This window comes from Klebsiella sp. KE9456, assembly GCF_043832615.1.
In the GTDB taxonomy this organism is placed as follows: Bacteria; Pseudomonadota; Gammaproteobacteria; order Enterobacterales; family Enterobacteriaceae; genus Klebsiella; species Klebsiella indica.
Genome location: NZ_JBDYQK010000025.1, coordinates 1 through 22,982, shown reverse-complemented (window position 1 = coordinate 22,982; position 22,982 = coordinate 1). Strand labels below are relative to the sequence as shown.

The window sequence follows — 22,982 nt, the reverse complement described above, 5'->3', positions numbered from 1 at the left end:
CCCGGCCTATTTATAACAAGATCAACACAACGGACTCACCATCACTTGGGTTTTCCTGAGTATGGCAAGTCAATCGCAAGGAAAACACTATGCTCGCCACGCTTACGCGGTTGTTCCCATTATGGGCGCTACTGCTCTCCGTTATCGCGTATTACACACCCGCCACTTTCACTCCCGTTGGTCCGTGGGTTCCCACGCTGCTGATGCTGATTATGTTCGGCATGGGCGTGCACCTGAAAGTGGATGACTTTAAACGCGTTCTCTCCCGTCCCGCGCCGGTCGCGGCGGGTATTTTTTTGCACTATCTGGTGATGCCATTTGCCGCCTGGCTGCTGGCGCTGATTTTTCAGATGCCGCCGGAGCTTTCTGCCGGGATGGTGCTGGTCGGTAGCGTCGCCAGCGGTACGGCATCCAACGTCATGATCTTTCTGGCTAAAGGCGATGTCGCGCTCTCGGTGACTATCTCATCGGTCTCCACGCTGGTCGGCGTGGTGGCGACGCCGCTGCTGACGCGTCTGTACGTGGATGCGCATATTCAGGTGGATGTGATGGGGATGCTGCTCAGTATTCTGCAAATCGTGGTGATCCCGATTGCGCTGGGGCTGGTGGTGCATCACCTACTGCCAAAAGTGGTGAGGGCGGTGGAACCATTCCTCCCGGCGTTTTCAATGGTTTGTATTCTGGCGATTATCTGCGCCGTGGTGGCGGGTTCCGCTTCGCATATCGCCTCCGTCGGCCTGGTGGTGATTATCGCGGTGATCCTGCACAACACCATTGGCCTGCTCGGCGGCTACTGGGGCGGGCGTCTGTTTGGCTTTGACGAATCCACCTGCCGCACGCTGGCGATTGAGGTTGGGATGCAGAATTCCGGGCTTGCCGCCGCGCTGGGGAAAATCTACTTTGGCCCGCTGGCAGCACTACCAGGCGCGCTGTTCTCTGTCTGGCACAACCTTTCCGGGTCGTTGCTGGCCGGTTACTGGTCAGGGAAACCGATTTCTGATAAAGCGCGCAACAGGGCACAAGAACGCGAATAACCGTAGAGAATCGACAGCCCCCCGGCGGCGCTGCGCCGCCGGAATTTTCCTCGACGCACGACGATTTACAGTGAGACGTCTGCCTCTTTACCGTACACTGAAGCCATCAGCTACCTGAGGGCACCATTATGGCACTCCCCCGCATCACCCAAAAAGAGATGACCGAGCGCGAGCAGCGCGAACTGAAAACGTTGCTCGACCGCGCGCGCATCGCTCATGGGCGTCCGCTGACCAATGCGGAAACCAACAGCGTGAAAAAAGAGTACATCGATAAACTGATGGCGCTACGCGAAGCCGAAGCCAAAAAGGCCCGCCAGCTAAAGAAAAAGCAGGCTTATAAACCGGATACTGAAGCGTCGTTTTCCTGGTCGGCAAATACATCAACGCGCGGCAGGCGTTAACGCCCTTTCTTTTTACGCCCCGGCGCGGTAAAGCGCTTGCCATTCGTTGCCGGGCGAGCGGGTTTCCCGTTGGTTTTTTCGAGCGTCACCACCGGGCGTTTAATACCGGTCGCTTTCGGCCTGGCTTTTGCCTTCGGTTTCGCTTCCGATGATGAATTCTCAATCAGCTTAAACAGATCAACCAGCTCATCATCGGTCAAATCGCGCCATTCGCCCAAAGGGATGCCGGTCAGGCTAACGTTCATAATCCGCGTACGTTCAAGCTTCGTCACTTCATAGCCAAAGTGTTCGCACATCCGGCGGATCTGGCGGTTTAGCCCCTGCACCAGCGTAATGCGAAACACAAACGGCGCTTCTTTTTTGACTTTGCACTTTTTGGTCACCGTTCCGAGGATCGGCACACCCGCCCCCATACTCCGCACAAATTCATCGGTTACCGGCTTATCCACGGTCACCAGATACTCTTTTTCGTGATCGTTGCCGGCACGCAGGATCTTGTTAACCAGATCGCCATGGTTGGTCAGAAAGATCAGCCCCTGGGAATCTTTATCCAGACGACCGATCGGAAAAACGCGTTTGCTGTGATTAACGAAATCAACGATGTTGTCGCGTTCGCCATCTTCGGTGGTGCTGACAATACCGACGGGTTTATTCAGCGCAATCAGTACTAAATCGTCCGCTTCACGCGGCTCAATCAATCGGCCATTGACCTTAACCACATCGCCCGGCTTAACCTGATCGCCAATAGTGGCGCGCTTGCCGTTGATAAAAACGTTACCTTGTTCGATAAAGCGGTCCGCTTCGCGGCGCGAGCAGATTCCGCTTTCACTGATGTATTTGTTAAGTCGGGTTGATGGATCGGGCAGCATAACTCTCCTGAAACAGATTATCCTTCAAGTTGTCTCTGTGTTGGCTACGTTCACTCATCCCGGAGGCATAGAAATCTATACCTCCAGGAATTTACGCGCATGCCGCCCTGATAAAACTTGAATGCGTTTATGTTTAAAACGCGAAATATATCCTACCTTGCGGACAATAAAAAATAATCGCGTTCTCGCCGCTTCACGCTAAATGTGATCTATCGCGCCTTTCAACACAAAAGTGAGCCATTAAACCGGAGGCAACTTTACCCAGTGAAATAAAGGAGAATCAGGCCGTTAGCGTCATCAGCACAAAAGTGCCATAAACCACCTCGCCAGAATACAAATGTGCAACAGAAACCGTCAGCATATCAGCATGAAATAGATGAAAATTGCTTTAAAGTCCGCTCTTGATCGGGTTATATCAGATCAGAGCAGCAAATATGTGATTTGCACAAATGTGCAGGAGTCGAAAGATGACGATAGAAAATAGCGACGATATCCGCCTGATTGTGAAAATCGCCCAACTCTATTATGAGCAGGATATGACCCAGGCGCAGATCGCCCGCGAGCTGGGGATCTATCGCACCACCATCAGCCGCCTGCTGAAGCGTGGCCGCGAGCAGGGCATCGTCACCATCGCCATCAACTATGACTACAACGAAAACCTGTGGCTTGAGCAGCAGCTAAAACAAAAATTTGGTCTCAAAGAGGCCGTTGTGGCGGCCTGTGATTCTCTTCAGGAAGAGGATCAGCTCAACGTTATCGGCCAACACGGCGCACAGCTGGTTGACAGATTGCTGGAGCCGGGTGATATCGTCGGTTTCTCCTGGGGGCGCGCGGTGCGGGCATTGGTGGAAAATTTGCCACAGGCCAGCCACTCCCGCCATGTTATCTGCGTGCCGATTATCGGCGGCCCATCCGGCAAACTGGAGAGCCGCTACCACGTTAATACGCTGACCTACAGCGCGGCAGCGAAGCTGAAAGCCGAATCGCATCTCGCCGATTTTCCGGCGCTTCTGGATAACACATTAATTCGTAACGGTATTATGCAGTCTCAGCATTTTAAAACCATCGCCGCTTACTGGGAAAACCTGGACGTCGCGCTGGTGGGCATTGGCTCTCCGGCGATTCGCGATGGCGCTAACTGGCACGCATTTTATGGCAGCGAAGAGAGCGACGACCTCAATGCCCGTCGCGTTGCTGGCGATATCTGTTCACGTTTCTACAATATTGATGGTGCGACGGTAGAAACCGCCATGAGCGAGAAAACGATCGCTATTGAGATGGCGAAACTGAAAAATGCTCGCTATTCCGTGGGTATCGCGATGGGCGAAGAAAAATACTCTGGTATTCTTGGTGCATTAAACGGCAGTTATATTAACTGTCTGGTGACGAATAAAGAAACCGCAGAGTCGTTACTGAACTAAAGATCAACAATATCATTTCACGCAGTACGCCTGCGGGAGATCCCTTTATCTGAAGAAAACAGGAGTCGATAATGGAAACGTGGTTAAATTTAGGATGTAAAGTGATTATTGTTACCGGCGGCGCCTCAGGAATTGGTTTGGCCATCGTCGATGAGTTATTAGCCCAGGGTGCTAACGTGCAAATGATAGATATTCATGGCGGTGATAAACATCACAATAGCGAACGTTATACTTTCTGTCCAACGGATATTTCCCGCGCCAGTGAGGTTAATAAAACCGTCACAAGCATTATTCAACGAGTTGGTCGTATTGATGGTCTGGTTAATAACGCCGGGGTGAACTTTCCACGTTTATTAGTCGATGAAAAATCTCCAGCCGGTCGCTATGAATTAAATGAAGCCGCTTTTGAAAAAATGGTCAATATCAACCAGAAAGGCGTTTTTTTACTCTCCCAGGCGGTGGCTCGCCAGATGGTCAAACAACGCGACGGGGTGATTGTTAACGTCTCTTCTGAAAGCGGACTGGAAGGGTCTGAAGGCCAGAGCTGCTATGCGGCAACCAAAGCAGCGCTGAATAGCTTTACCCGCTCCTGGTCGAAAGAGCTGGGCAAACACGGTATCCGCGTGGTCGGCGTTGCGCCGGGGATTCTGGAAAAAACCGGGCTGCGTACGCCGGAGTATGAAGAGGCGCTGGCCTGGACCCGCAACATCACCGTTGAGCAACTGCGGGACGGCTATACCCGAAACGCGATTCCGATTGGCCGCGCGGGTCGTCTTTCTGAAGTCGCTGATTTTGTTTGCTATTTACTCTCAGAACGCGCCAGCTATATCACCGGAGTAACCACTAACATCGCTGGCGGCAAAACGCGCGGCTAAGGGGGAAAAATGGTTAACGTTATCTTCTGCGCCCACGGCCAACTGGCCAGCGCCATGCTCGATTCAGTACGCATGGTCTACGGCGATGTCAACGTCAGCGCCGTCAATTTTGTCCCCGGAGAAAACGCGGGTGATATCGCCTGTAAGCTCGAAAAGTTAGTAAGCGCACACAACAATGAAGAGTGGCTTATCGCCGTCGATTTACAGTGCGGCAGCCCGTGGAATGCCGCCGCCGGGCTGGCGATGAGCAATCCACAGCTACGGGTAATCAGCGGCCTGTCGTTACCGCTGGCTCTGGAGCTGGTGGATAACCAGCAAACGTTGTATGCGGATGAACTATGCCAACACCTGGAGACCATCGCCAGCCAGTGCTGCGTCACCTGGCGACAGCCGGAAACTATTGAGGAGGATTTTTGATGAACATTACGCTTGCGCGTATTGATGACCGTTTAATTCATGGTCAGGTTACTACCGTATGGTCAAAAGTAGCCAATGCACAGCGGATTATTATCTGCAATGATGATGTTTATAACGATGACGTTCGCCGCACGTTACTCCGCCAGGCCGCGCCTCCGGGTATGAAGGTTAATGTGGTCAATATTGAAAAGGCGGTGGCGGTATACCATAACCCTCAATATAAAGATGAAACTGTTTTTTACTTATTTACCAATCCACAAGATGCTTTAGCGATGGTGAAACACGGAGTAAAAATTGCCACATTAAATATTGGCGGCATGGCCTGGCGACCGGGTAAGAAACAATTAACTAAAGCCGTATCTTTAGATAACAACGATATTTTCGCTTTCCGCGAACTGGATAGTCTTGGCGTAAAATTGGATTTACGCGTCGTCGCATCTGACCCATCCATTAATATTATGGAAAAAATTAAAGAGCAGTCATTCGCAGAATAAATAAAACGCCTGTATTTATTACACACAGTCATTCCGGAGGCAGCCTGAAGGACATCGTGTCAATGCCGTAACAGGCAGGGAATCTTATACCCTTGAGGTAACAAATTATGGAAATGAGTACCCTACAAATAATAGCCATATTTATTTTTTCCTGTATTGCCGGAATGGGCAGCGTGCTGGATGAATTTCAGACACATCGCCCACTCATCGCCTGTACCGTGGTTGGTTTGATTCTCGGTGATTTAAAAACCGGCATTATGCTCGGCGGCACTCTGGAGCTGATCGCGCTGGGCTGGATGAACGTCGGCGCGGCGCAGTCTCCGGACTCGGCGCTGGCCAGCATTATCTCGGCAATCCTGGTGATTGTCGGCCATCAAAGCATCGCCACCGGAATAGCCATCGCCCTGCCGGTCGCCGCCGCGGGCCAGGTGCTTACCGTGTTTGCCCGCACTATTACCGTGGTATTCCAGCACGCGGCGGATAAAGCGGCGGAAGAGGCACGCTTTGGGACAATCGATCTGCTGCACATCTCGGCGCTGGGCGTCCAGGCGCTGCGCGTTGCTATCCCTGCGCTGGTGGTGTCCCTGTTCGTCAGCGCCGATATGGTCAGCAATATGCTCAACGCTATCCCGGAATTCGTCACCCGCGGTCTGCAAATCGCCGGCGGTTTTATCGTGGTGGTCGGCTACGCGATGGTACTGCGCATGATGGGCGTGAAGTATCTGATGCCCTTCTTCTTCCTCGGCTTCCTCGCTGGCGGTTATCTCGACTTCAGCCTGCTGGCCTTCGGCGGAGTGGGGGTGATCATGGCGCTGATTTATATCCAACTGAATCCGCAGTGGCGCAAATCTGAACCGCAGGCCGCAGCCACCACGTCCACCGCCCTTGACCAGCTTGACGACTGATGGAGCCCGACATGGAACAGAAAAGAATTACCCAAGGCGACCTGGTGAGCATGTTTCTGCGCTCCAATCTGCAGCAGGCGTCATTCAACTTTGAACGTATTCACGGTCTTGGCTTTTGCTACGACATGATCCCGGCTATTAAGCGCCTCTATCCGCTGAAAGCGGATCAGGTCGCTGCGCTAAAACGCCATCTGGTGTTCTTTAACACCACCCCGGCGGTCTGCGGCCCGGTGATTGGCGTGACGGCGGCGATGGAGGAAGCGCGAGCTAACGGCGCCGCCATTGACGATGGTGCAATCAACGGCATCAAAGTTGGTCTGATGGGGCCGCTGGCAGGCGTTGGCGATCCGCTGGTATGGGGCACATTGCGGCCGATTACCGCCGCACTCGGCGCATCGCTGGCGCTCTCTGGCAATATTGTTGGCCCCCTGCTGTTCTTCTTTCTTTTTAATGCCGTACGTCTGGCCATGAAATGGTACGGGCTACAGTTGGGCTTTCGTAAGGGAGTCAGCATCGTCAGCGATATGGGCGGCAACCTGCTACAAAAACTTACCGAAGGCGCGTCCATTCTCGGCCTGTTTGTGATGGGCGTGCTGGTGACCAAATGGACCACCATCAACGTGCCGTTGGTGATCTCGCAGACGCCTGGCGCCGACGGTTCCACTGTCACCATGACCGTGCAGAACATCCTTGATCAACTCTGTCCTGGTCTGCTGGCCCTCGGGCTGACGCTGATGATGGTGCGCCTGCTCAATAAAAAAGTGAATCCCGTATGGCTGATTTTCGCCCTGTTCGGTTTAGGGATTGTCGGTAACGCGCTGGGCTTCCTGTCCTGATTATTCCTCCCCGGCGATGCCGGGGCTATTTCAACAAGTAACCCCAGAAAATTTCGGCGTACGTAAAGGCGGCGACTGGACCTCTCCCCGGAGCGTAGATTCACTGCGTGACCGGGCGGCGTGAAGGAAGCCAGCATCGCTGTCGTTCGAAAGATGAAGGGGATGAGGTGGAAAACATGCAAACAACAACGGCCCTGCGTCTTTACGGCAAACGCGATCTGCGCCTGGAAACCTTCGAACTCCCGGCGATGCAGGATGATGAAATTCTGGCCCGCGTGGTCACCGACAGTCTGTGCCTTTCATCCTGGAAAGAGGCTAATCAGGGCGAGACGCATAAAAAAGTACCGGACGATGTGGCGACCAACCCGATCATTATCGGCCATGAATTCTGCGGTGAAATTATCGCCGTGGGCAAAAAGTGGCAGCACAAGTTTCATACCGGTCAGCGCTATGTGATTCAGGCCAACCTGCAACTGCCGGATCGTCCGGACTGCCCCGGCTATTCCTTCCCCTGGATCGGCGGGGAAGCGACTCACGTGGTGATCCCCAATGAGGTCATGGAACAGGATTGTCTGCTCTGCTGGGAAGGCGATACCTGGTTTGAAGGATCGCTGGTAGAGCCCCTCTCCTGCGTGATCGGTGCCTTCAACGCCAACTATCATCTGCAGGAAGGCAGCTATAACCACGTAATGGGGATTCGTCCGCGAGGACGCACGCTGATCCTTGGCGGCACCGGCCCGATGGGACTGTTGGCTATCGATTACGCCCTGCATGGCCCTGTCAACCCGGCGCTGCTGGTGGTCACCGATACCAATAAGCCGAAACTGAGCTATGCGCGTCGGCACTATCCATCCGAACCGCAAACGCTGATTCACTATCTTGATGGCAATGACGCCAGCCGCGAAACGCTGATGGCGCTCAGCGGCGGCCACGGATTTGATGATATTTTCGTCTTCGTCCCTAACGAACAGCTGATCACTATGGCTTCATCGCTGCTGGCCGCGGACGGCTGTCTGAACTTCTTTGCCGGTCCGCAGGATAAACAGTTCAGCGCATCGATCAATTTTTACGATGTACATTACGCCTTCACTCACTATGTGGGTACCTCCGGCGGCAATACCGACGACATGCGCGCCGCCGTAGAATTAATGCAGGCGAAAAAAGTTCAGACCGCGAAAGTGGTGACCCATATTTTGGGGCTGAACGCGGCGGGCGAGACGACGCTGGATTTACCGAAGGTTGGCGGCGGTAAAAAATTAGTGTATACCGGGAAAAACATACCGTTAACACCGCTGGGGGAAATTACCGACCCGGAACTGGCGGCGATAATGGAACGCCATCACGGTATCTGGTCAAAAGAGGCGGAAGAGTATCTTCTGGCCCATACAGAGGATATTACCCATGATTAATCGCGATACGCTACTGTGCATGTCCCTGGCCGGTCGTCCCGGCAACTTCGGCACCCGCTTTCATAACTATTTATATGAGAAGCTGGGACTGAACTACATCTATAAAGCGTTTACAACAAAGGATATTGAAGCGGCGGTAAAAGGCGTGCGCGCGTTAGGTATTCGCGGCTGCGCGGTATCAATGCCGTTTAAAGAGAGCTGCATGCCGTTTCTCGACGCTATCGATCCTTCGGCAAAAGTGATTGACTCGGTCAACACCATCGTTAATGACGACGGCAGGTTGACCGGGCTGAATACCGACTACATCGCAGTGAAAAGCCTGATTGACAGCAACCAGCTCGATTCCTCCGCGAAAGTGATGATCCAGGGCAGCGGCGGGATGGGCAAAGCGGTGATCGCCGCCTTTCGCGATGCCGGTTTCCGCGACGTCATTATCGCTGCCCGCAACCGCGATAATGGCCTGACGCTGGCGAACCAGTACGGCTTCCAGTGGCAGCCGCAGCCGGAAGGAAATGCGGTGGATATTCTGGTCAACGTCACCCCGCTCGGCATGGCGGGCAGTGCGGAAAGCGAAACGCTGGCTTTCAGCCAGACGATGGTGGAACAGGCCAGCGTGGTATTTGACGTGGTCGCTCTGCCGCCGGAAACGCCGCTGATCAAACTGGCGCAGCAGCTGGATAAGCAGGTTATCAGCGGCGCGGAAGTGATTGCCCTGCAGGCGGTGGAGCAGTTCGTACTCTACACCGGCGTGCGCCCGGATGATGCGCTGGTCGCTGAAGCGGCCGCATTTGCCAGAGCGTAAGCATAACCCCCGGGTAAGGCGCCAGCCATCGCCCGGGGATTTTTCCCGGCAGCGGCGCTTCCTCCCGGTTCAGGCTATCAACCCTGGCTGTGTCACGACCTGGTGCGGAGCACAGCCTAATACTCATCCCGCTCATCATCTTCATCCGGTTGTTCCATCACGCTATAGGCCACCGAACAGAACAGCGAATTCAGACGCTTCATATCTCCCAGCAACGCCAGATGCAGCGTGCTGGTTTCAATACTCTGCACGTTTTGCTGGTGCAGGCGGTCAACGTGGGCATGAGAGTAACGACGGTTCATAATGCGAAAACGGTGCTTGCTGCGGCGCAGACGGCGGGCGCTGGGCACATCGCCGGAGAAAAATACCGACATCGCCAGTTGCAGGTTGCTGAGCAGTTGGTCGTAGAGCGCATCCAGCTCTTTTAACCCCTCCATAGAGAACGCCCGACGCGCCGCCAGAGATTTGTCGGCGATTTCACTGGCCATTCTTTCAACGATATCCGACGCCTGCTCAAGATTAAGCGCCATTTCGATAATCTCCGCCCAACGGCGGGATTCTTCATCCGCCAGTTCCTCTTTCGGCATCCTCGCCAGATAGAGCTTAATGGCGGTATACAGTACGTTGATATCGTCCGCCATTCGCCGCAGCGCCTTCTCCTCGCGCGGCTCACCGTGCATCACCTTGTGCAAACCGGCCAGCATCTGCTCCATGGCATCGCCAATACGCAGCGTTTCGCGGGCGGCATTAGCCAGCGCCAGCGCAGGGGTATCGAGTGCCGAGGTGTCAAGGTGCTTCGGCTTCAGACGAGCATCCAGCTCCGGCTCGTCGCGAATTAAACGCTTACAGAATCGCGCCATCGGCCCAACGAACGGCACCATGGCAAGACAACGAATCAGGTTGTAAAAAACATGGAAGTAGATGACCAGTTCAGATTCCGCCAGGGGCAGTTTCTGCATGACCGCCGCCAGCACATGGACAAATGGCAGAATAATCAGGCTACCCACCACCTTAAACAGCAGGCTACCCAGCGCGACGCGCCGCGCCGCGGCATTAGCGCCGCTATTGTTAAGCATCGCCAGCAGCCCGGAGCCGAGGTTCGCGCCAATCACCAGGCACAGCGCGACCGGAAATGAAATCACGCCGGTTGCGGTTAAGGTTGCGGTCAGCAACACCGCCGCCAGGCTTGAATAACTGATGATCGCAAACACCGCGCCGATCAGCGCATCCAATAAAATATCGCCGGTCAGTGAAGCGAAAATAACCTGTACGCCGCTGGCCTGAGTGATGGGATGCACCGCCTGGACGATCAGTTCCAGCGCCAGAAGTATCAGCCCAAGGCCAATCCCCACGCGTCCAAGCTGGCCCGCACGCGTCTGCTTACGCCCAAGAAAGAAAATCACGCCGATAAAAATCAGCAGCGGCGAAAGCCATGACAGGTCGAAGGTCAGCACCCTCGCCATCAGTGCGGTGCCGACATCCGCCCCCAGCACCATCACCAGCGCCGGGGCCAGCGCCACCAGATCCTGGGAGACAAAAGAAGTAACCAGCATGGTGGTGGCATTGCTGCTCTGGACCAGCGCGGTAACGCCAATCCCCGCGCAGAAGGCGAGCGGCTTTTTCTCCACGCTACTGCTCAGCACGCTTCGCAGACGAGCACCGTAGACGCGCATCACGCCGGTACGCACAATGTGGGTACCCCATACCAGAAGAGCAACAGCAGACAGCAGGTGTAGCAGAGTTAGCACAGAATCAGGTACTCCTTATCATTATTATGATGTTCGGCTTTTTTGCCGGATGGCGCTGCGCTTATCCGGCCTACGGAGATATTTGTCGGCCGGATAAGGCGTTTACGTCACATCCGGCAAGCAGCCCCATGAACCTTCAGTATAAGGGTTCCGGCACAATAAAGAGACAGGGCGCCCGATGAGCGCCCTGTTTGTTGTAAGAAAAAATGACAGTTTTATGAATTAGTCAGCATCATAGCCCAGGTTGGCAGCCAACCAGCGTTCCACCTCCGCGACCGTCATCCCTTTACGCTGCGCATAATCCTCCACCTGATCGCGCTGAATTTGCGCTACCGCGAAATACTTGCTGTCCGGATGGCTGAAATACCAGCCGGAGACCGACGCGCCCGGCCACATGGCGTAGGATTCGGTCAGCGTCATGCCGGTGTGTTTTTCCACCTCCAACAGTTGCCAGATGGTGCCCTTCTCAGTGTGCTCCGGGCAGGCCGGATAGCCCGGCGCCGGACGAATCCCCTGATAGTTTTCGCGAATCAGCTCCTCGTTGCTGAGGTTCTCATTCGCTGCATAGCCCCAGTAGACTTTACGCACCCGCTCATGCAGGTATTCCGCAAAGGCTTCCGCCAGACGGTCAGCAATCGCTTTGACCATAATCTTGTTGTAATCATCATGCTGCGCCTCGAATGCCTCTGCCAGCGCATCCTCTTCCAGACCGCCCGTGACGGCGAAGGCGCCAATGTAATCCTCTTTGCCGCTCTGTTTCGGCGCAACAAAGTCAGACAGGCAATAGTTGGCGAACCCCACCTTCTCCGTTTGCTGACGCAGATGATGGCTGACCGCCAGCACATGGGTACGCGTCTCATCGCGATAAATTTCGATATCATCGCCAACGCGGTTTGCCGGGAACAGCCCCACCACGCCGCGCGGGTTGAGCGTCTTCTCGGCACTCAGTTTATCCAGCATGTCGTTGGCGTCTTTAAACAGGCGCTTCGCCTCTTCGCCTACCACTTCATCTTCGAGGATGCGCGGATACTTCCCGGCCAGCGACCAGGTCATAAAGAACGGCGTCCAGTCGATGTAGTTGCGCAGCGTTTCGATACTGGCTTCAACCTCCTGCACGCCCAGACGATGAGCAACCGGCGGCGTGTAGCTTTGCCAGTCAAAAGCCAGATCGTTTTCGCGCGCGGCGGCCAGCGTCACCGGCGGCGTGCGTGGCTTTTTACGCCCATGCTGGATGCGCACCGTTTCGTACTCTTTACGGGTACGGGCGACAAACTCATCGTGCTGGGTTTCAGACAGCAACGCCGCCACGACGCCCACGGTGCGCGAGGCGTTCTGGACATAGACCGTCGGGCCGCTGTAGTTCTGCTCGATCTTCACCGCCGTGTGCGCTTTCGAGGTGGTCGCCCCACCAATCAGCAGCGGAATGGTGAAGCCCTGACGTTCCATCTCTTTCGCCACGTTGACCATTTCATCCAGCGACGGGGTAATCAGGCCGGAGAGACCAATCAAATCCGCATTCACTTCTTTCGCGGTTTTGAGGATTTTTTCTGCCGGCACCATCACGCCAAGATCGATGATTTCATAGTTGTTGCACTGTAAAACGACGCCAACAATGTTTTTGCCAATGTCATGCACGTCGCCCTTCACGGTGGCGATAACCATTTTACCGTTGCTGGAGCCCTGCTCTTTGCTGGCTTCAATAAACGGTTCCAGATACGCCACCGCCTGCTTCATGACGCGGGCCGATTTCACCACCTGCGGCAGGAACATTTTGCCTTCGCCGAACAGGTCGCCCACCACGTTCATACCGTCCATCAGCGGCCCCTCAATCACTTCAATTGGGCGCGTCGCCTGCTGACGGGCTTCTTCAGTATCCTGTTCGATAAACTCGGTAATGCCTTTGACCAGCGAATACTCGAGGCGTTTTTTCACTTCCCAGGTACGCCATTCCGCCTGTTGCGCATTGGCGGAATCATCAGCTTTGCTGCCACGGTATTTTTCCGCCAGATCCAGCAGACGCTCGGTGCTATCGTCGCGGCGGTTAAGGATCACATCTTCCACCGCGTCGCGCAGTTCGGCGGGCAGGTCGTCATAAATCGCCAGTTGCCCGGCGTTGACGATCCCCATGTCCATGCCGTTACGAATGGCATAGTAGAGGAACACCGCATGAATCGCTTCGCGCACCGGGTCGTTGCCGCGAAACGAGAAGGAGACGTTAGAGACGCCGCCGGAGATCAGCGCATGCGGCAGTTCGCGTTTGATATCTTCACAGGCGCCGATAAAGTCCTGCGCGTAGTTGTTGTGCTCTTCAATCCCGGTCGCTACGGCAAAAATGTTCGGGTCAAAGATAATGTCTTCCGGCGGGAAACCCACCTCTTTGGTGAGAATGTTGTACGCCCGGCGGCAAATCTCGATCTTACGCGCGCGAGTATCGGCCTGCCCTTGTTCATCAAAGGCCATCACCACCACCGCCGCACCATAGCGACGCAGCTGCTTCGCATGGTGGATAAAGGGCGCAACGCCCTCTTTCATCGAGATCGAGTTCACGATACCTTTGCCCTGGATACACTTCAGGCCCTTTTCGATAACCTCCCACTTCGAGGAGTCGATCATGATCGGTACGCGGGCGATATCCGGCTCACCGGCAATCAGGTTGAGGAAACGCACCATCGCCGCTTCGGCGTCGAGCATCCCCTCATCCATGTTGATATCGATAATCTGCGCGCCGTTCTCCACCTGCTGACGGGCGACATCCAGCGCTTCGTTATATTTTTCTTCTTTGATCAGCCGCTTAAATTTAGCGGAACCGGTGACGTTAGTACGCTCCCCCACGTTTACAAACAGGCTGTCATCGCCAATATTCAACGGCTCAAGGCCGGAAAGGCGGCAGGCTACCGGAATATCGGGCAGTTTACGCGGCGCTAAGCCATCAACCGCGCGGCTCATGGCGGCAATGTGTTCCGGCGTGGTGCCGCAGCAGCCGCCGACAATGTTAAGAAAGCCCGACTCCGCCCACTCGCGGATCTGCTTTGCCATCGTATCAGCATCAAGATCGTATTCGCCAAATGCGTTAGGCAGACCGGCGTTCGGGTGCGCGGTAACATAACATTCGGCAATACGCGACAGTTCCTGCACATACTGGCGCAGTTCATCCGGCCCCAGCGCGCAGTTAAGACCGAAGGTGAGCGCTTCGGCATGGCGCAGCGAGTTATAGAACGCTTCGGTGGTCTGGCCGGAGAGCGTGCGTCCGGAGGCGTCGGTAATCGTGCCGGAGATCATAATCGGCAGCTCGATGCCCAGCGCGTCAAATTCTTCTTTCACTGCAAAAACGGCGGCTTTCGCGTTCAGCGTATCAAAAACGGTTTCAATCAGAATCAGGTCCGCCCCGCCTTCCACCAGCGCTTTGGTGGATTCGCGATAGGCCGCGACCAGCTGATCGAAGGAGATATTGCGAAACGCCGGGTCGTTCACGTCCGGCGAGATGGACGCGGTGCGGTTGGTGGGGCCAAGCACCCCCGCAACGTAGCGCGGTTTTTCCGGCGTGCGCGCCGTCCATTCATCGGCGCAGGCGCGGGCCAGTTTTGCTGCGGCAAAGTTGATTTCCGCCGACAGGGATTCCATCTGGTAATCCGCCATCGCAATGATCGTCGAGTTAAAGGTGTTGGTTTCAATGATATCCGCCCCCGCCGCAAAGTAGGCGTCATGAATCGCGGTAATCACCTCCGGCTTGCTGAGTACCAGCAGGTCGTTATTGCCTTTCAAATCGCAGCGCCAGTCGGCAAAGCGCTCGCCGCGGAAATCCTCTTCACTCAGACGATAGCTCTGGATCATGGTACCCATGCCACCATCCAGAACCAGAATGCGTTCATTTAACTGCGCACGCAGTTGTTCAACTTTGCTACTCACGACTTGCTCCCGACAACACTCAACCTGGACCGTAAAAGGCCAACAAAGCATACTGGCATAAACATGGCAGGTGGAAAAGAGAACAGCGGATAAGATGAGACATGTTCAGCTTCACTCATCCGATCAGTCGGGTAGTGATTGCATTATCGCCAAATAAAACGAAAATCATTTCCACGATACAGAAAAAAGGAGACTGCGATGGCGACTCCCGCTCCCGCAAAACGCGGCAGAAAACCTGCCGCTCCCGCGGCCGCTCAGGCTGGCGGACAAGTTCAGTCCCTGACTCGCGGTCTGAAACTGCTTGAATGGATTGCTGAATCTCACGGCAGCGTCGCGCTGACCGAACTGGCGCAACAGGCCGGTTTGCCTAATTCGACAACTCACCGCCTGCTGACCACTATGCAGCAACTGGGGTTTGTTCGCCAGGTTGGCGATCTGGGGCACTGGTCGGTAGGCGCTCACGCTTTTGTCGTCGGCAGCAGTTTTTTGCAGAGCCGTAATCTGCTGGCGATTGTCCATCCTGTTCTGCGCAAACTGATGGAAGACTCCGGCGAGACGGTCAATCTGGCGGTGCTGGATCAAAGCGATCACCAGGCGATTATTATCGACCAGGTGCAGTGTACGCAGTTGATGCGTATGTCGGCGCCGATTGGCGGTAAGCTGCCCATGCACGCATCCGGGGCAGGAAAAGCCTTTCTGGCGCAATTGAGTGAAAATCAGCTTACCGACCTGCTGCACCGTAAAGGCCTGCACGCATACACTCATGCGACCCTGGTCTCACCGGTGCATCTGAAAGAGGATTTGGCCCAGACGCGCAAGCGCGGCTACTCCTTTGATGATGAAGAACACGCGCTTGGCCTGCGCTGCGTAGCGTCATGTATTTATGATGAACACCGCGAGCCGTTTGCCGCGATTTCTATCTCCGGGCCAATTTCCCGGATTACCGACGACCGCGTGACCGAATTTGGCGCGATGGTGATTAAGGCGGCAAAAGAGGTAACGCTGGCATATGGTGGAGTGCGATAAATGAGCGATCTGAAATCCTACTGGCAGGATAAATACCCTTCAGCTTTTTGCTGGTCTTTCGGCGATTCAGCGGAGCTTGCCGACGAGCTGGCGGCCCTGGTCGTCAAGGGAAAGAAGCGCGGTACCTGCGGCTCACTTGCCAGCTATCAGCAAGAGCAGCCTCCCGTAACGCCAGGGGCATATCACATAGTGCTGGATGGCAAAGGTAAAGCCGTATGCGTGATACGCACCCTCACGCTCAGGCTCATCCGTTTTAACGAAATGAGTCCTGAGCTCGCCGCGCTGGAAGGCGAAGGTGATTTGAGCCTCGCTTACTGGCAATCGGCGCATCAGGCGTTTTTTGAACGTGAAGGCACATGGGCGCCAGATATGGAGCTGGTGTACGAAGAATTTACGGTTATTGAGGCAGCCTGAGCCAGGCTGCCGGTTTACCCTGCCTGCTGAAGGTTGCCGTAGCGCACGCTAAAACGCTGGCGGCGACGATAAGCATACACATCTTCCACATGTCCCTCGCGGATACGCGTCTGTAACGCCCGCCAGTAGTCGGCACGAAACAGGTCGGCGTGCATCTCTTCGAACAGCGGCCCGATACGCGGGTCGGCGCACAGCCAGTGGCGAAACTCTTCCGGGAAAACATCGCCCGGCGACACGCTGTACCACGGCTCGCTCGCCAGCTCGTCTTCCGGGTAGCGCGCTGGCGGGATATCGCGGAAATTTACTTCTGTCATATAGCAAATTTCATCGTAATCGTAGAACACCACGCGCCCGTGGCGGGTGACGCCAAAGTTTTTAAACAGCATGTCGCCGGGGAAGATGTTGGCGGCGGCAAGCTGGCGAATCGCATTGCCGTACTCTTCTACCGCATCGCGCAACGCCTGACCGTCGACCTGTTCCAGCCAGATATTTAACGGCACCATCCGCCGCTCGATATAAAGATGGCTGATGACAATCCGATCGCCGAGATCGGTAATTTTCGCTCCGGCTTCGGTTTGCAGCAAGGTCATCAGTTCAGCGGAGATTTGCCGCTTCTCCAGCACAAAGTTCTCAAACTCCTGGGTATCAGCCATTCTCCCCACGCGATCGTGTTCCTTGACCAGTTGATAGCAGGCGCGGACGTGGGCGGCGGTCATCTCTTTCTGCGGCGCAAACCGGTCTTTAATCACCTTAAATACCCGGTCAAATCCCGGCAGAGTAAACACCAGCATCACCATGCCGCGAATACCGGGCGCTTCAATAAACTGCTCATCGCTGCCGGAGATATAGTGCAGATATTCTCGATAACTCTCTGTTTTCGCATGCTTCTGGCAGCCAATCGCCATATACAATTCGGCGGTGGTTTTACCTGGCAGAATGTCGCGCAGCCACTCCACCAGCGCGCCGGGCAGCGGCGCATAAACCATAAAATAGGAGCGGGCGAAGCCAAAAATAATGCTCGCTTCAGCATGGGTGGTCAGACAGGCATCAATAAATAACTCACCTTCATCGCTACGATGGACTGGCAAAAGAAAAGGCAGCGTCGCCATTGGCATCACCAGTTTCCCCACCAGCCAGGCAGCCTTATTACGATAAAACAGTTCGTTCGCAACCTGTAAATGCGAGCGGGAAAGCAGATCGCTGCCGAGCGCCTCCTGTAAGCAGGCGGTGATATAGCCGATATCACGCGCTTTATCTTGCCACGGCAGGCGGAATGGCAAATCGGATAACACCTTGCGCAATAACGTCTCCCAACCGCGATCGGGGAAAAAGTCTTTCGCCAGCGGGCGCGGAATCGTGCGAAACCGGCGCTCAGGCTGGGAGCTAAAGATAAAAAGCCGCTCAGGAGTGAGCGATCGATGGTCAAATAACCGACAGTAAACGGAATTAAAAAAGCTCTCGGCAATTTCAAAGCGTGGGTAATCCGGCAGCAGCCGGGTATAGTGCGCTTTTACCCGCAGCAAAAAATCGCTATCGGTATTTTTGCCATCGGTAATGCAGCGTAGCTGCTCAACGACCAGGCCGACATGGTGATCGTAGAGGTGAATGCGCTGTTTCATCGCCTGCTGGACCGCATGCCAGTCAGCCTGCTCAAAGCGCTGCTGGGCGCCGGAAGTCACTTCAAGAAAACGGCCGTATTGGGCATCAAAGCCCTGCAAAATTGTTTGAGCAATCAGTAATTCCAGGCCACGCGACATGGTTTGCCCTCATCGGTTGCCGGATGGCGGCGCAGGCACCTTATCCGGCCTACGGTTCAGGGTAGGCCGGATAAGCGTCAGCACCATCCGGCATGGTTCAGAACTGCGATTCTTCTGTGGAGCCGGTCAGTGCGGTCACGGATGATGCGCCGCCCTGGATGATGGTGGTGACTTTATCAAAGTAACCGGTGCCGACTTCCTGCTGATGAGAGACGAAGGTATAGCCATCTTTAGCCGCCGCAAACTCCGGCTGCTGAACCTTCTCAACGTAGTGCTTCATCCCCTCGCCCTGCGCGTAAGCGTGTGCCAGGTCGAACATGTTGAACCACATGCTGTGGATACCCGCCAGGGTGATGAACTGGTACTTGTAGCCCATATCCGACAGTTGCTGCTGGAAGCTGGCGATGGTTTTATCGTCCAGGTTCTTCTGCCAGTTGAACGACGGTGAGCAGTTGTAGGCCAGCAGTTTACCCGGGTATTTCGCATGGATGGCATCGGCAAAGCGCTTCGCCAGTTCAAGGTCCGGCGTGGAGGTTTCGCACCACACCAGGTCTGCGTAAGGCGCATACGCCAGCCCACGGCTGATCGCCTGCTCAATACCAGCACGCGTGCGGAAGAAGCCTTCGCTGGTGCGTTCGCCGGTAATAAATTCACTGTCGTACGCGTCGCAGTCCGAGGTTATCAGATCTGCCGCATCCGCGTCGGTACGGGCAATCAGCAGCGTCGGTACACCCATCACGTCAGCCGCCAGACGCGCCGACACCAGTTTCTGAATCGCCTCCTGCGTCGGCACCAGCACTTTGCCGCCCATATGGCCGCACTTCTTCACCGACGCCAGCTGATCTTCGAAGTGAACTGCCGCTGCACCGGCTTCAATCATCGATTTCATCAGTTCAAACGCGTTCAGTACGCCGCCAAAACCGGCTTCCGCATCGGCCACGATCGGCAGGAAATAATCGACAAAGCGCGGATCGCCAGGCTCAACGCCGGAGGCCCACTGGATCTGATCCGCACGACGGAAGGTGTTGTTGATCCGATCCACAACCGCCGGAACAGAGTTTGCCGGGTACAGCGATTGATCCGGGTACATGCTGGAGGCCAGGTTAGCGTCCGCCGCCACCTGCCAGCCGGACAGATAGACCGCCTCAATGCCGGCTTTCGCCTGTTGCAGCGCCTGGCCACCGGTCAGTGCGCCGAGACTGTTGATGTAGCCTTTTTTCGCGTCGCCATGCAGCAGACGCCACATTTTGGCCGCACCAAGCTGCGCCAGCGTACATTCCGGGTTCACCGAGCCGCGTAATTTCACCACTTCCTCCGCGCTATACGGGCGGCGGATACCTTCCCAGCGCGGTTGCGTCCATTCTTTCTGTAACTCTTCGATTTGTTGGGTACGGGTTTTCATATGCAGATGCTCCATATTGTTATGTGGTGAATTACGCCAGGAAGCGGTAGCCCGGCAGGGTCAGGAAGTCAATTAACTCATCGGAAGTAGTGATCTGCTCCATCAGGCGCGCGGCTTCATCAAAGCGCCCGCTGCTGAAGCGGTGCTCTCCCAGCTCGTCCTGGATCACCAGCATCTCTTCGGCCAGCATCTGACGGAATAGTGCTTTCGTGACGGGTTTGCCGTTGCTCAGGGTTTTCTGGTGATGAATCCACTGCCAGATAGAGGTTCGGGAGATTTCGGCCGTGGCCGCATCTTCCATCAGGCCATAAATCGGTACGCAGCCATTGCCGGAAATCCATGCTTCGATGTACTGCACCGCCACGCGAATATTGGCGCGCATTCCCTCTTCAGTACGATCGCCCTCACAGGGCGCCAGCAGCTGTTCGGCAGTAATGGGCGCATCTTCATCGCGGGTAACAAACAGCTGGTTCTGGTTTTCGCCCAGCGCCTCGTTAAAGACCGTCATCGCGGTGTCCGCCAGCCCTGGATGCGCGATCCAGGTCCCGTCATGACCGTTATTGGCTTCCAGCGCTTTGTCCGCTTTCACTTTGTTGAGCACTTGATTGTTGCGCTCGGCGTCTTTGCTCGGGATAAACGCCGCCATGCCGCCCATCGCAAATGCGCCGCGCTTGTGGCAGGTTTTGATCAACAGGCGTGAATAGGCGCTGAGGAACGGTTTATCCATCGTCACCACCTGACGGTCCGGCAGGACGCGATCCGGGTGATTTTTCAGTGTTTTGATATAGCTGAAAATGTAATCCCAGCGGCCACAGTTCAGACCGACGATATGATCGCGCAGCGCATGCAGAATTTCGTCCATCTGGAAGACGGCTGGCAGCGTTTCAATCAGAAGGGTGGCTTTGATGGTGCCGCGCGGCAGATTAAAGCGGTCTTCGGTATAGCTGAAGACTTCGCTCCACCATGCGGCTTCCTGCCAGGACTGAGTTTTCGGCAGGTAGAAGTAAGGGCCGCTACCTTTTGCCAGCAACGCTTTATAGTTGTGGAAAAAGTAGAGAGCGAAATCAAACAGGCTGCCAGGAATGGCTTCCCTGCGCCAGGTGACGTGTTTTTCCGGCAGATGCAGGCCGCGTACGCGACAAATCAGTAACGCCGGATCTGGCTTGAGTTGATAGATTTTCCCGGCTTCGTTGGTGTAGCTGATGGTGCCGTTCACCGCATCACGCAGGTTGATCTGGCCATCAATGACTTTGCTCCATTCGGGAGCCAGCGAGTCTTCAAAGTCGGCCATAAATACTTTTACATTAGCATTCAGCGCGTTAATCACCATTTTACGTTCAACCGGGCCGGTAATTTCCACGCGACGATCCAGTAAGTCAGCGGGAATACCTCGGATTTTCCAGTCGCCATTACGAATGGAAGCGGTTTCCGAAATAAAATCAGGCAGCTTACCATCGTCAATGTCCTGCTGTTGCTGGATGCGAGCAGCGAGGAGTTTGTTACGTGCGGGTGTAAATCGCGTCACCAGTTCGGTCAAAAACGCCACCGCCTCTGAGGTCAGAATTTGCTTCTCTTGCTCTCCACAGGGCCTGATAAAGGCCAACTCATCGGCGATTGTTGCCTGTTTATTCATCATGCAGCTCCTCGTCATCGATCCGAATACATCCCCAGTGCGAACGAAAGATCGTTGTACGCTTTTCGTTCAGCACATTTAAGATTACTCGCTTAAGAATTTAAATCAAAAATAATTTCCATTTTTAATTTAATTTAAATATAACCGATTGATAACATAAAGAATAAAGTTCAATTACAAGATGAGTGGCATTTCGGAAATAAAAAAAGCACCCGAAGGTGCCTGTTTCGACATGCTGAAACGCTTTAGGATCGTCAGCGCCAGAAGATTAATCCAGTGTTGGATTCATGTGACGAAGATCATATGGCGTGATCTGGTAAACGTAATAGTTGAGCCAGTTGATGAACAACAAATTACCGTGACTGCGCCAGGTCGCACGCGGTTTGTTCTGCGGATCGTTCTGAGGGAAATAGTTGTACGGCACATTCGGGCTTAAACCCGCTTCAACATCGCGGAAATATTCGCTGGCCAGCGTATGGGCATCGTATTCCGGATGACCGGTGACAAACGCGATGCGTTTATCTTTGCTGGCGAACAGGTAAGCATCTCCCTCTTCCGTTTCTGCCAGAATGTCTAAGTCGGTATAATCGCGAATTAATGCCGCAGGAAAGTCCGCATAGCGTGAGTGTGGAGCAAGGAACGCGTCATCAAAACCACGGGTCAGTAAAGCATGGGGATGAAGAATATGATGTTCGTAGACGCCGGAAAGCTTGTCAGCGCGGGTTTGCTTCGGAATGCCATAGAGAATATTAAGCGCGGCCTGTACCGCCCAACAGACAAACAGCGTTGAGGTGACGTGATCTTTCGCCCACTCCAGTACCTGCTTAATCTGCGGCCAGTATGCTACATCATTAAACTCCACCAGACCCAGCGGCGCACCGGTCACAATCAGTCCATCGAAGTTCTGATCGCAGATATCCTCGAAGTTACAATAGAAGTTGTTCAGATGCTCTGCCGGTGTATTACGCGATTCACGGGCATCAATCCGTAAAAGCTGAATATCAACCTGAAGCGGTGAGTTTGACAGCAGTCGCAGGAACTGGTTTTCCGTTTCGATCTTCTTTGGCATCAGGTTAAGAATAAGCACCTTCAGCGGGCGGATTTCCTGAGTCGTCGCACGAGTCGTCGTCATGACAAAGACGTTTTCATTACGCAAGAAATTGACGGCTGGTAGCTCGTCCTGCACCCGAATTGGCATAACTTTATTACCTCATAGCATACGTATAAACGTTTAGACATCCAGATAGCTGAAGATACCCAGGAATGAGGTAAATGTCGAGTCTGCATGTACAGGGTGAGAAAATTTCACGGAGATATTTAAATCAGGATATAAGGACAAATAAAAAGAGAGAATATGGTTATTAGCGTCGCCCCTCGCGACATGATGAAAGGAATATCCGTTATTGAATCTGGTTTATACGTAGGCCGGATAAGGCGCAGCCGCCATCCGGCAGTGCCCGGACGGTATAAACGCAAAAAGGCCATCCGTGAGGATGACCTTTTCACTTATTTGATGCCTGGCAGTTCCCTACTCTCGCATGGGGAGACCCCACACTACCATCGGCGCTACGGCGTTTCACTTCTGAGTTCGGCATGGGGTCAGGTGGGACCACCGCGCTACGGCCGCCAGGCA

At 54.6% G+C, this 22,982-nt stretch carries 19 protein-coding genes and 1 rRNA gene; 12 read left to right on the top strand and 8 right to left on the bottom strand.

Annotated elements, in window-relative coordinates:
• Positions 1–89 precede the first annotated feature (89 nt).
• Both panS and ABK821_RS21190 read left to right on the top strand, forming a co-directional pair.
• Positions 90–1,034 (top strand): ketopantoate/pantoate/pantothenate transporter PanS, encoded by a 945-nt coding sequence (gene panS / locus ABK821_RS21195; RefSeq protein WP_142503290.1) that lies wholly within the window; start codon positions 90–92, stop codon positions 1,032–1,034.
• 128 nt (positions 1,035–1,162) lie between these two features.
• Positions 1,163–1,435, top strand: coding sequence for a DUF3811 domain-containing protein (locus ABK821_RS21190; protein WP_138360876.1), 273 nt, complete (start codon positions 1,163–1,165; stop codon positions 1,433–1,435).
• Here the strand turns inward: ABK821_RS21190 and rluF are convergent.
• Positions 1,432–2,304, bottom strand: a complete 873-nt coding sequence (rluF, locus tag ABK821_RS21185; protein WP_138360877.1) for a 23S rRNA pseudouridine(2604) synthase RluF — start codon at positions 2,302–2,304, stop codon at positions 1,432–1,434. The two genes, ABK821_RS21190 and rluF, sit on opposite strands and share 4 nt — an antisense overlap.
• 467 nt (positions 2,305–2,771) lie before the next feature.
• Here rluF and ABK821_RS21180 point away from each other — a divergent pair, with 467 nt between their 5' ends.
• The 8 genes from ABK821_RS21180 to ABK821_RS21145 all read left to right on the top strand — a co-directional run bounded on the left by ABK821_RS21180 (position 2,772) and on the right by ABK821_RS21145 (position 9,463).
• On the top strand, positions 2,772–3,725 hold the full coding sequence (locus tag ABK821_RS21180; RefSeq protein ID WP_343178760.1) for a sugar-binding transcriptional regulator: 954 nt from the start codon (positions 2,772–2,774) through the stop codon (positions 3,723–3,725).
• 71 nt (positions 3,726–3,796) lie between these two features.
• The gene (locus tag ABK821_RS21175; RefSeq protein ID WP_343178759.1) at positions 3,797–4,600 is read left to right on the top strand and encodes an SDR family oxidoreductase; all 804 of its coding nucleotides are present in this window, start codon (positions 3,797–3,799) and stop codon (positions 4,598–4,600) included.
• A 9-nt stretch (positions 4,601–4,609) separates the two neighbouring features.
• A complete protein-coding gene (locus tag ABK821_RS21170; protein WP_138360880.1) occupies positions 4,610–5,017 on the top strand; it encodes a mannose/fructose/sorbose PTS transporter subunit IIA in 408 nt (135 codons plus the stop codon).
• The gene (locus tag ABK821_RS21165) at positions 5,017–5,511 is read left to right on the top strand and encodes a mannose/fructose/sorbose PTS transporter subunit IIB (protein WP_308560710.1); all 495 of its coding nucleotides are present in this window, start codon (positions 5,017–5,019) and stop codon (positions 5,509–5,511) included. The genes ABK821_RS21170 and ABK821_RS21165 overlap by 1 nt, the downstream gene beginning before the upstream one ends.
• Before the next feature lie 107 nt (positions 5,512–5,618).
• The gene (locus ABK821_RS21160; RefSeq protein WP_138360882.1) at positions 5,619–6,416 is read left to right on the top strand and encodes a PTS mannose/fructose/sorbose transporter subunit IIC; all 798 of its coding nucleotides are present in this window, start codon (positions 5,619–5,621) and stop codon (positions 6,414–6,416) included.
• A gap of 11 nt (positions 6,417–6,427) precedes the next feature.
• Positions 6,428–7,252 (top strand): PTS system mannose/fructose/sorbose family transporter subunit IID, encoded by an 825-nt coding sequence (locus ABK821_RS21155; protein ID WP_138360883.1) that lies wholly within the window; start codon positions 6,428–6,430, stop codon positions 7,250–7,252.
• A 176-nt stretch (positions 7,253–7,428) separates the two neighbouring features.
• Positions 7,429–8,661 (top strand): L-sorbose 1-phosphate reductase, encoded by a 1,233-nt coding sequence (gene sorE / locus ABK821_RS21150; protein ID WP_138360884.1) that lies wholly within the window; start codon positions 7,429–7,431, stop codon positions 8,659–8,661.
• Positions 8,654–9,463 carry a shikimate 5-dehydrogenase gene (locus tag ABK821_RS21145; RefSeq protein ID WP_138360885.1) on the top strand — a complete coding sequence of 270 codons (810 nt, stop codon included), beginning with the start codon at positions 8,654–8,656 and terminating at the stop codon, positions 9,461–9,463. Before sorE ends, ABK821_RS21145 begins: the two co-directional genes overlap by 8 nt.
• A gap of 116 nt (positions 9,464–9,579) precedes the next feature.
• Here the strand turns inward: ABK821_RS21145 and ABK821_RS21140 are convergent, their stop codons facing one another.
• Positions 9,580–11,211 carry a Na/Pi cotransporter family protein gene (locus tag ABK821_RS21140; RefSeq protein WP_138360886.1) on the bottom strand — a complete coding sequence of 544 codons (1,632 nt, stop codon included), beginning with the start codon at positions 11,209–11,211 and terminating at the stop codon, positions 9,580–9,582.
• Positions 11,212–11,433: 222 nt separating this feature from the next.
• A complete protein-coding gene (metH, locus tag ABK821_RS21135; protein WP_343178757.1) occupies positions 11,434–15,117 on the bottom strand; it encodes a methionine synthase in 3,684 nt (1,227 codons plus the stop codon).
• 198 nt (positions 15,118–15,315) lie between these two features.
• Here metH and iclR point away from each other — a divergent pair, with 198 nt between their 5' ends.
• Entirely contained in the window at positions 15,316–16,143 is an 828-nt protein-coding gene (iclR, locus tag ABK821_RS21130) for a glyoxylate bypass operon transcriptional repressor IclR (RefSeq protein WP_138360888.1), read from the top strand.
• Positions 16,144–16,152: 9 nt separating this feature from the next.
• A complete protein-coding gene (locus ABK821_RS21125) occupies positions 16,153–16,557 on the top strand; it encodes an ASCH domain-containing protein (RefSeq protein ID WP_138360897.1) in 405 nt (134 codons plus the stop codon).
• Between the two features lie 14 nt (positions 16,558–16,571).
• Here the strand turns inward: ABK821_RS21125 and aceK are convergent, their stop codons facing one another.
• From aceK to rrf, 5 genes are all read right to left on the bottom strand, one after another.
• Entirely contained in the window at positions 16,572–18,314 is a 1,743-nt protein-coding gene (gene aceK / locus ABK821_RS21120; RefSeq protein WP_395034119.1) for a bifunctional isocitrate dehydrogenase kinase/phosphatase, read from the bottom strand.
• 97 nt (positions 18,315–18,411) lie between these two features.
• The gene (gene aceA / locus ABK821_RS21115; protein ID WP_395034117.1) at positions 18,412–19,716 is read right to left on the bottom strand and encodes an isocitrate lyase; all 1,305 of its coding nucleotides are present in this window, start codon (positions 19,714–19,716) and stop codon (positions 18,412–18,414) included.
• Positions 19,717–19,747: 31 nt separating this feature from the next.
• Positions 19,748–21,349, bottom strand: a complete 1,602-nt coding sequence (aceB, locus tag ABK821_RS21110; RefSeq protein ID WP_395034123.1) for a malate synthase A — start codon at positions 21,347–21,349, stop codon at positions 19,748–19,750.
• A 268-nt stretch (positions 21,350–21,617) separates the two neighbouring features.
• Positions 21,618–22,547, bottom strand: coding sequence for a homoserine O-succinyltransferase (metA, locus tag ABK821_RS21105; RefSeq protein WP_138360890.1), 930 nt, complete (start codon positions 22,545–22,547; stop codon positions 21,618–21,620).
• 317 nt (positions 22,548–22,864) lie between these two features.
• Positions 22,865–22,980, bottom strand: a 5S ribosomal RNA gene (gene rrf / locus ABK821_RS21100).
• Positions 22,981–22,982 lie beyond the last annotated feature (2 nt).

Coding starts and splice junctions, on each gene's coding strand:
- ABK821_RS21145 (WP_138360885.1), top strand. CDS start 8,654: ATGATTAATCGCGATACGCTACTGTGCATGTCCCTGGCCGGTCGTCCC.
- rluF (WP_138360877.1), bottom strand. CDS start 2,304: ATGCTGCCCGATCCATCAACCCGACTTAACAAATACATCAGTGAAAGC.
- ABK821_RS21155 (WP_138360883.1), top strand. CDS start 6,428: ATGGAACAGAAAAGAATTACCCAAGGCGACCTGGTGAGCATGTTTCTG.
- ABK821_RS21190 (WP_138360876.1), top strand. CDS start 1,163: ATGGCACTCCCCCGCATCACCCAAAAAGAGATGACCGAGCGCGAGCAG.
- ABK821_RS21175 (WP_343178759.1), top strand. CDS start 3,797: ATGGAAACGTGGTTAAATTTAGGATGTAAAGTGATTATTGTTACCGGC.
- panS (WP_142503290.1), top strand. CDS start 90: ATGCTCGCCACGCTTACGCGGTTGTTCCCATTATGGGCGCTACTGCTC.
- metA (WP_138360890.1), bottom strand. CDS start 22,547: ATGCCAATTCGGGTGCAGGACGAGCTACCAGCCGTCAATTTCTTGCGT.
- ABK821_RS21160 (WP_138360882.1), top strand. CDS start 5,619: ATGGAAATGAGTACCCTACAAATAATAGCCATATTTATTTTTTCCTGT.
- aceB (WP_395034123.1), bottom strand. CDS start 21,349: ATGAATAAACAGGCAACAATCGCCGATGAGTTGGCCTTTATCAGGCCC.
- ABK821_RS21170 (WP_138360880.1), top strand. CDS start 4,610: ATGGTTAACGTTATCTTCTGCGCCCACGGCCAACTGGCCAGCGCCATG.
- aceK (WP_395034119.1), bottom strand. CDS start 18,314: ATGTCGCGTGGCCTGGAATTACTGATTGCTCAAACAATTTTGCAGGGC.
- ABK821_RS21165 (WP_308560710.1), top strand. CDS start 5,017: ATGAACATTACGCTTGCGCGTATTGATGACCGTTTAATTCATGGTCAG.
- iclR (WP_138360888.1), top strand. CDS start 15,316: ATGGCGACTCCCGCTCCCGCAAAACGCGGCAGAAAACCTGCCGCTCCC.
- ABK821_RS21180 (WP_343178760.1), top strand. CDS start 2,772: ATGACGATAGAAAATAGCGACGATATCCGCCTGATTGTGAAAATCGCC.
- aceA (WP_395034117.1), bottom strand. CDS start 19,716: ATGAAAACCCGTACCCAACAAATCGAAGAGTTACAGAAAGAATGGACG.
- sorE (WP_138360884.1), top strand. CDS start 7,429: ATGCAAACAACAACGGCCCTGCGTCTTTACGGCAAACGCGATCTGCGC.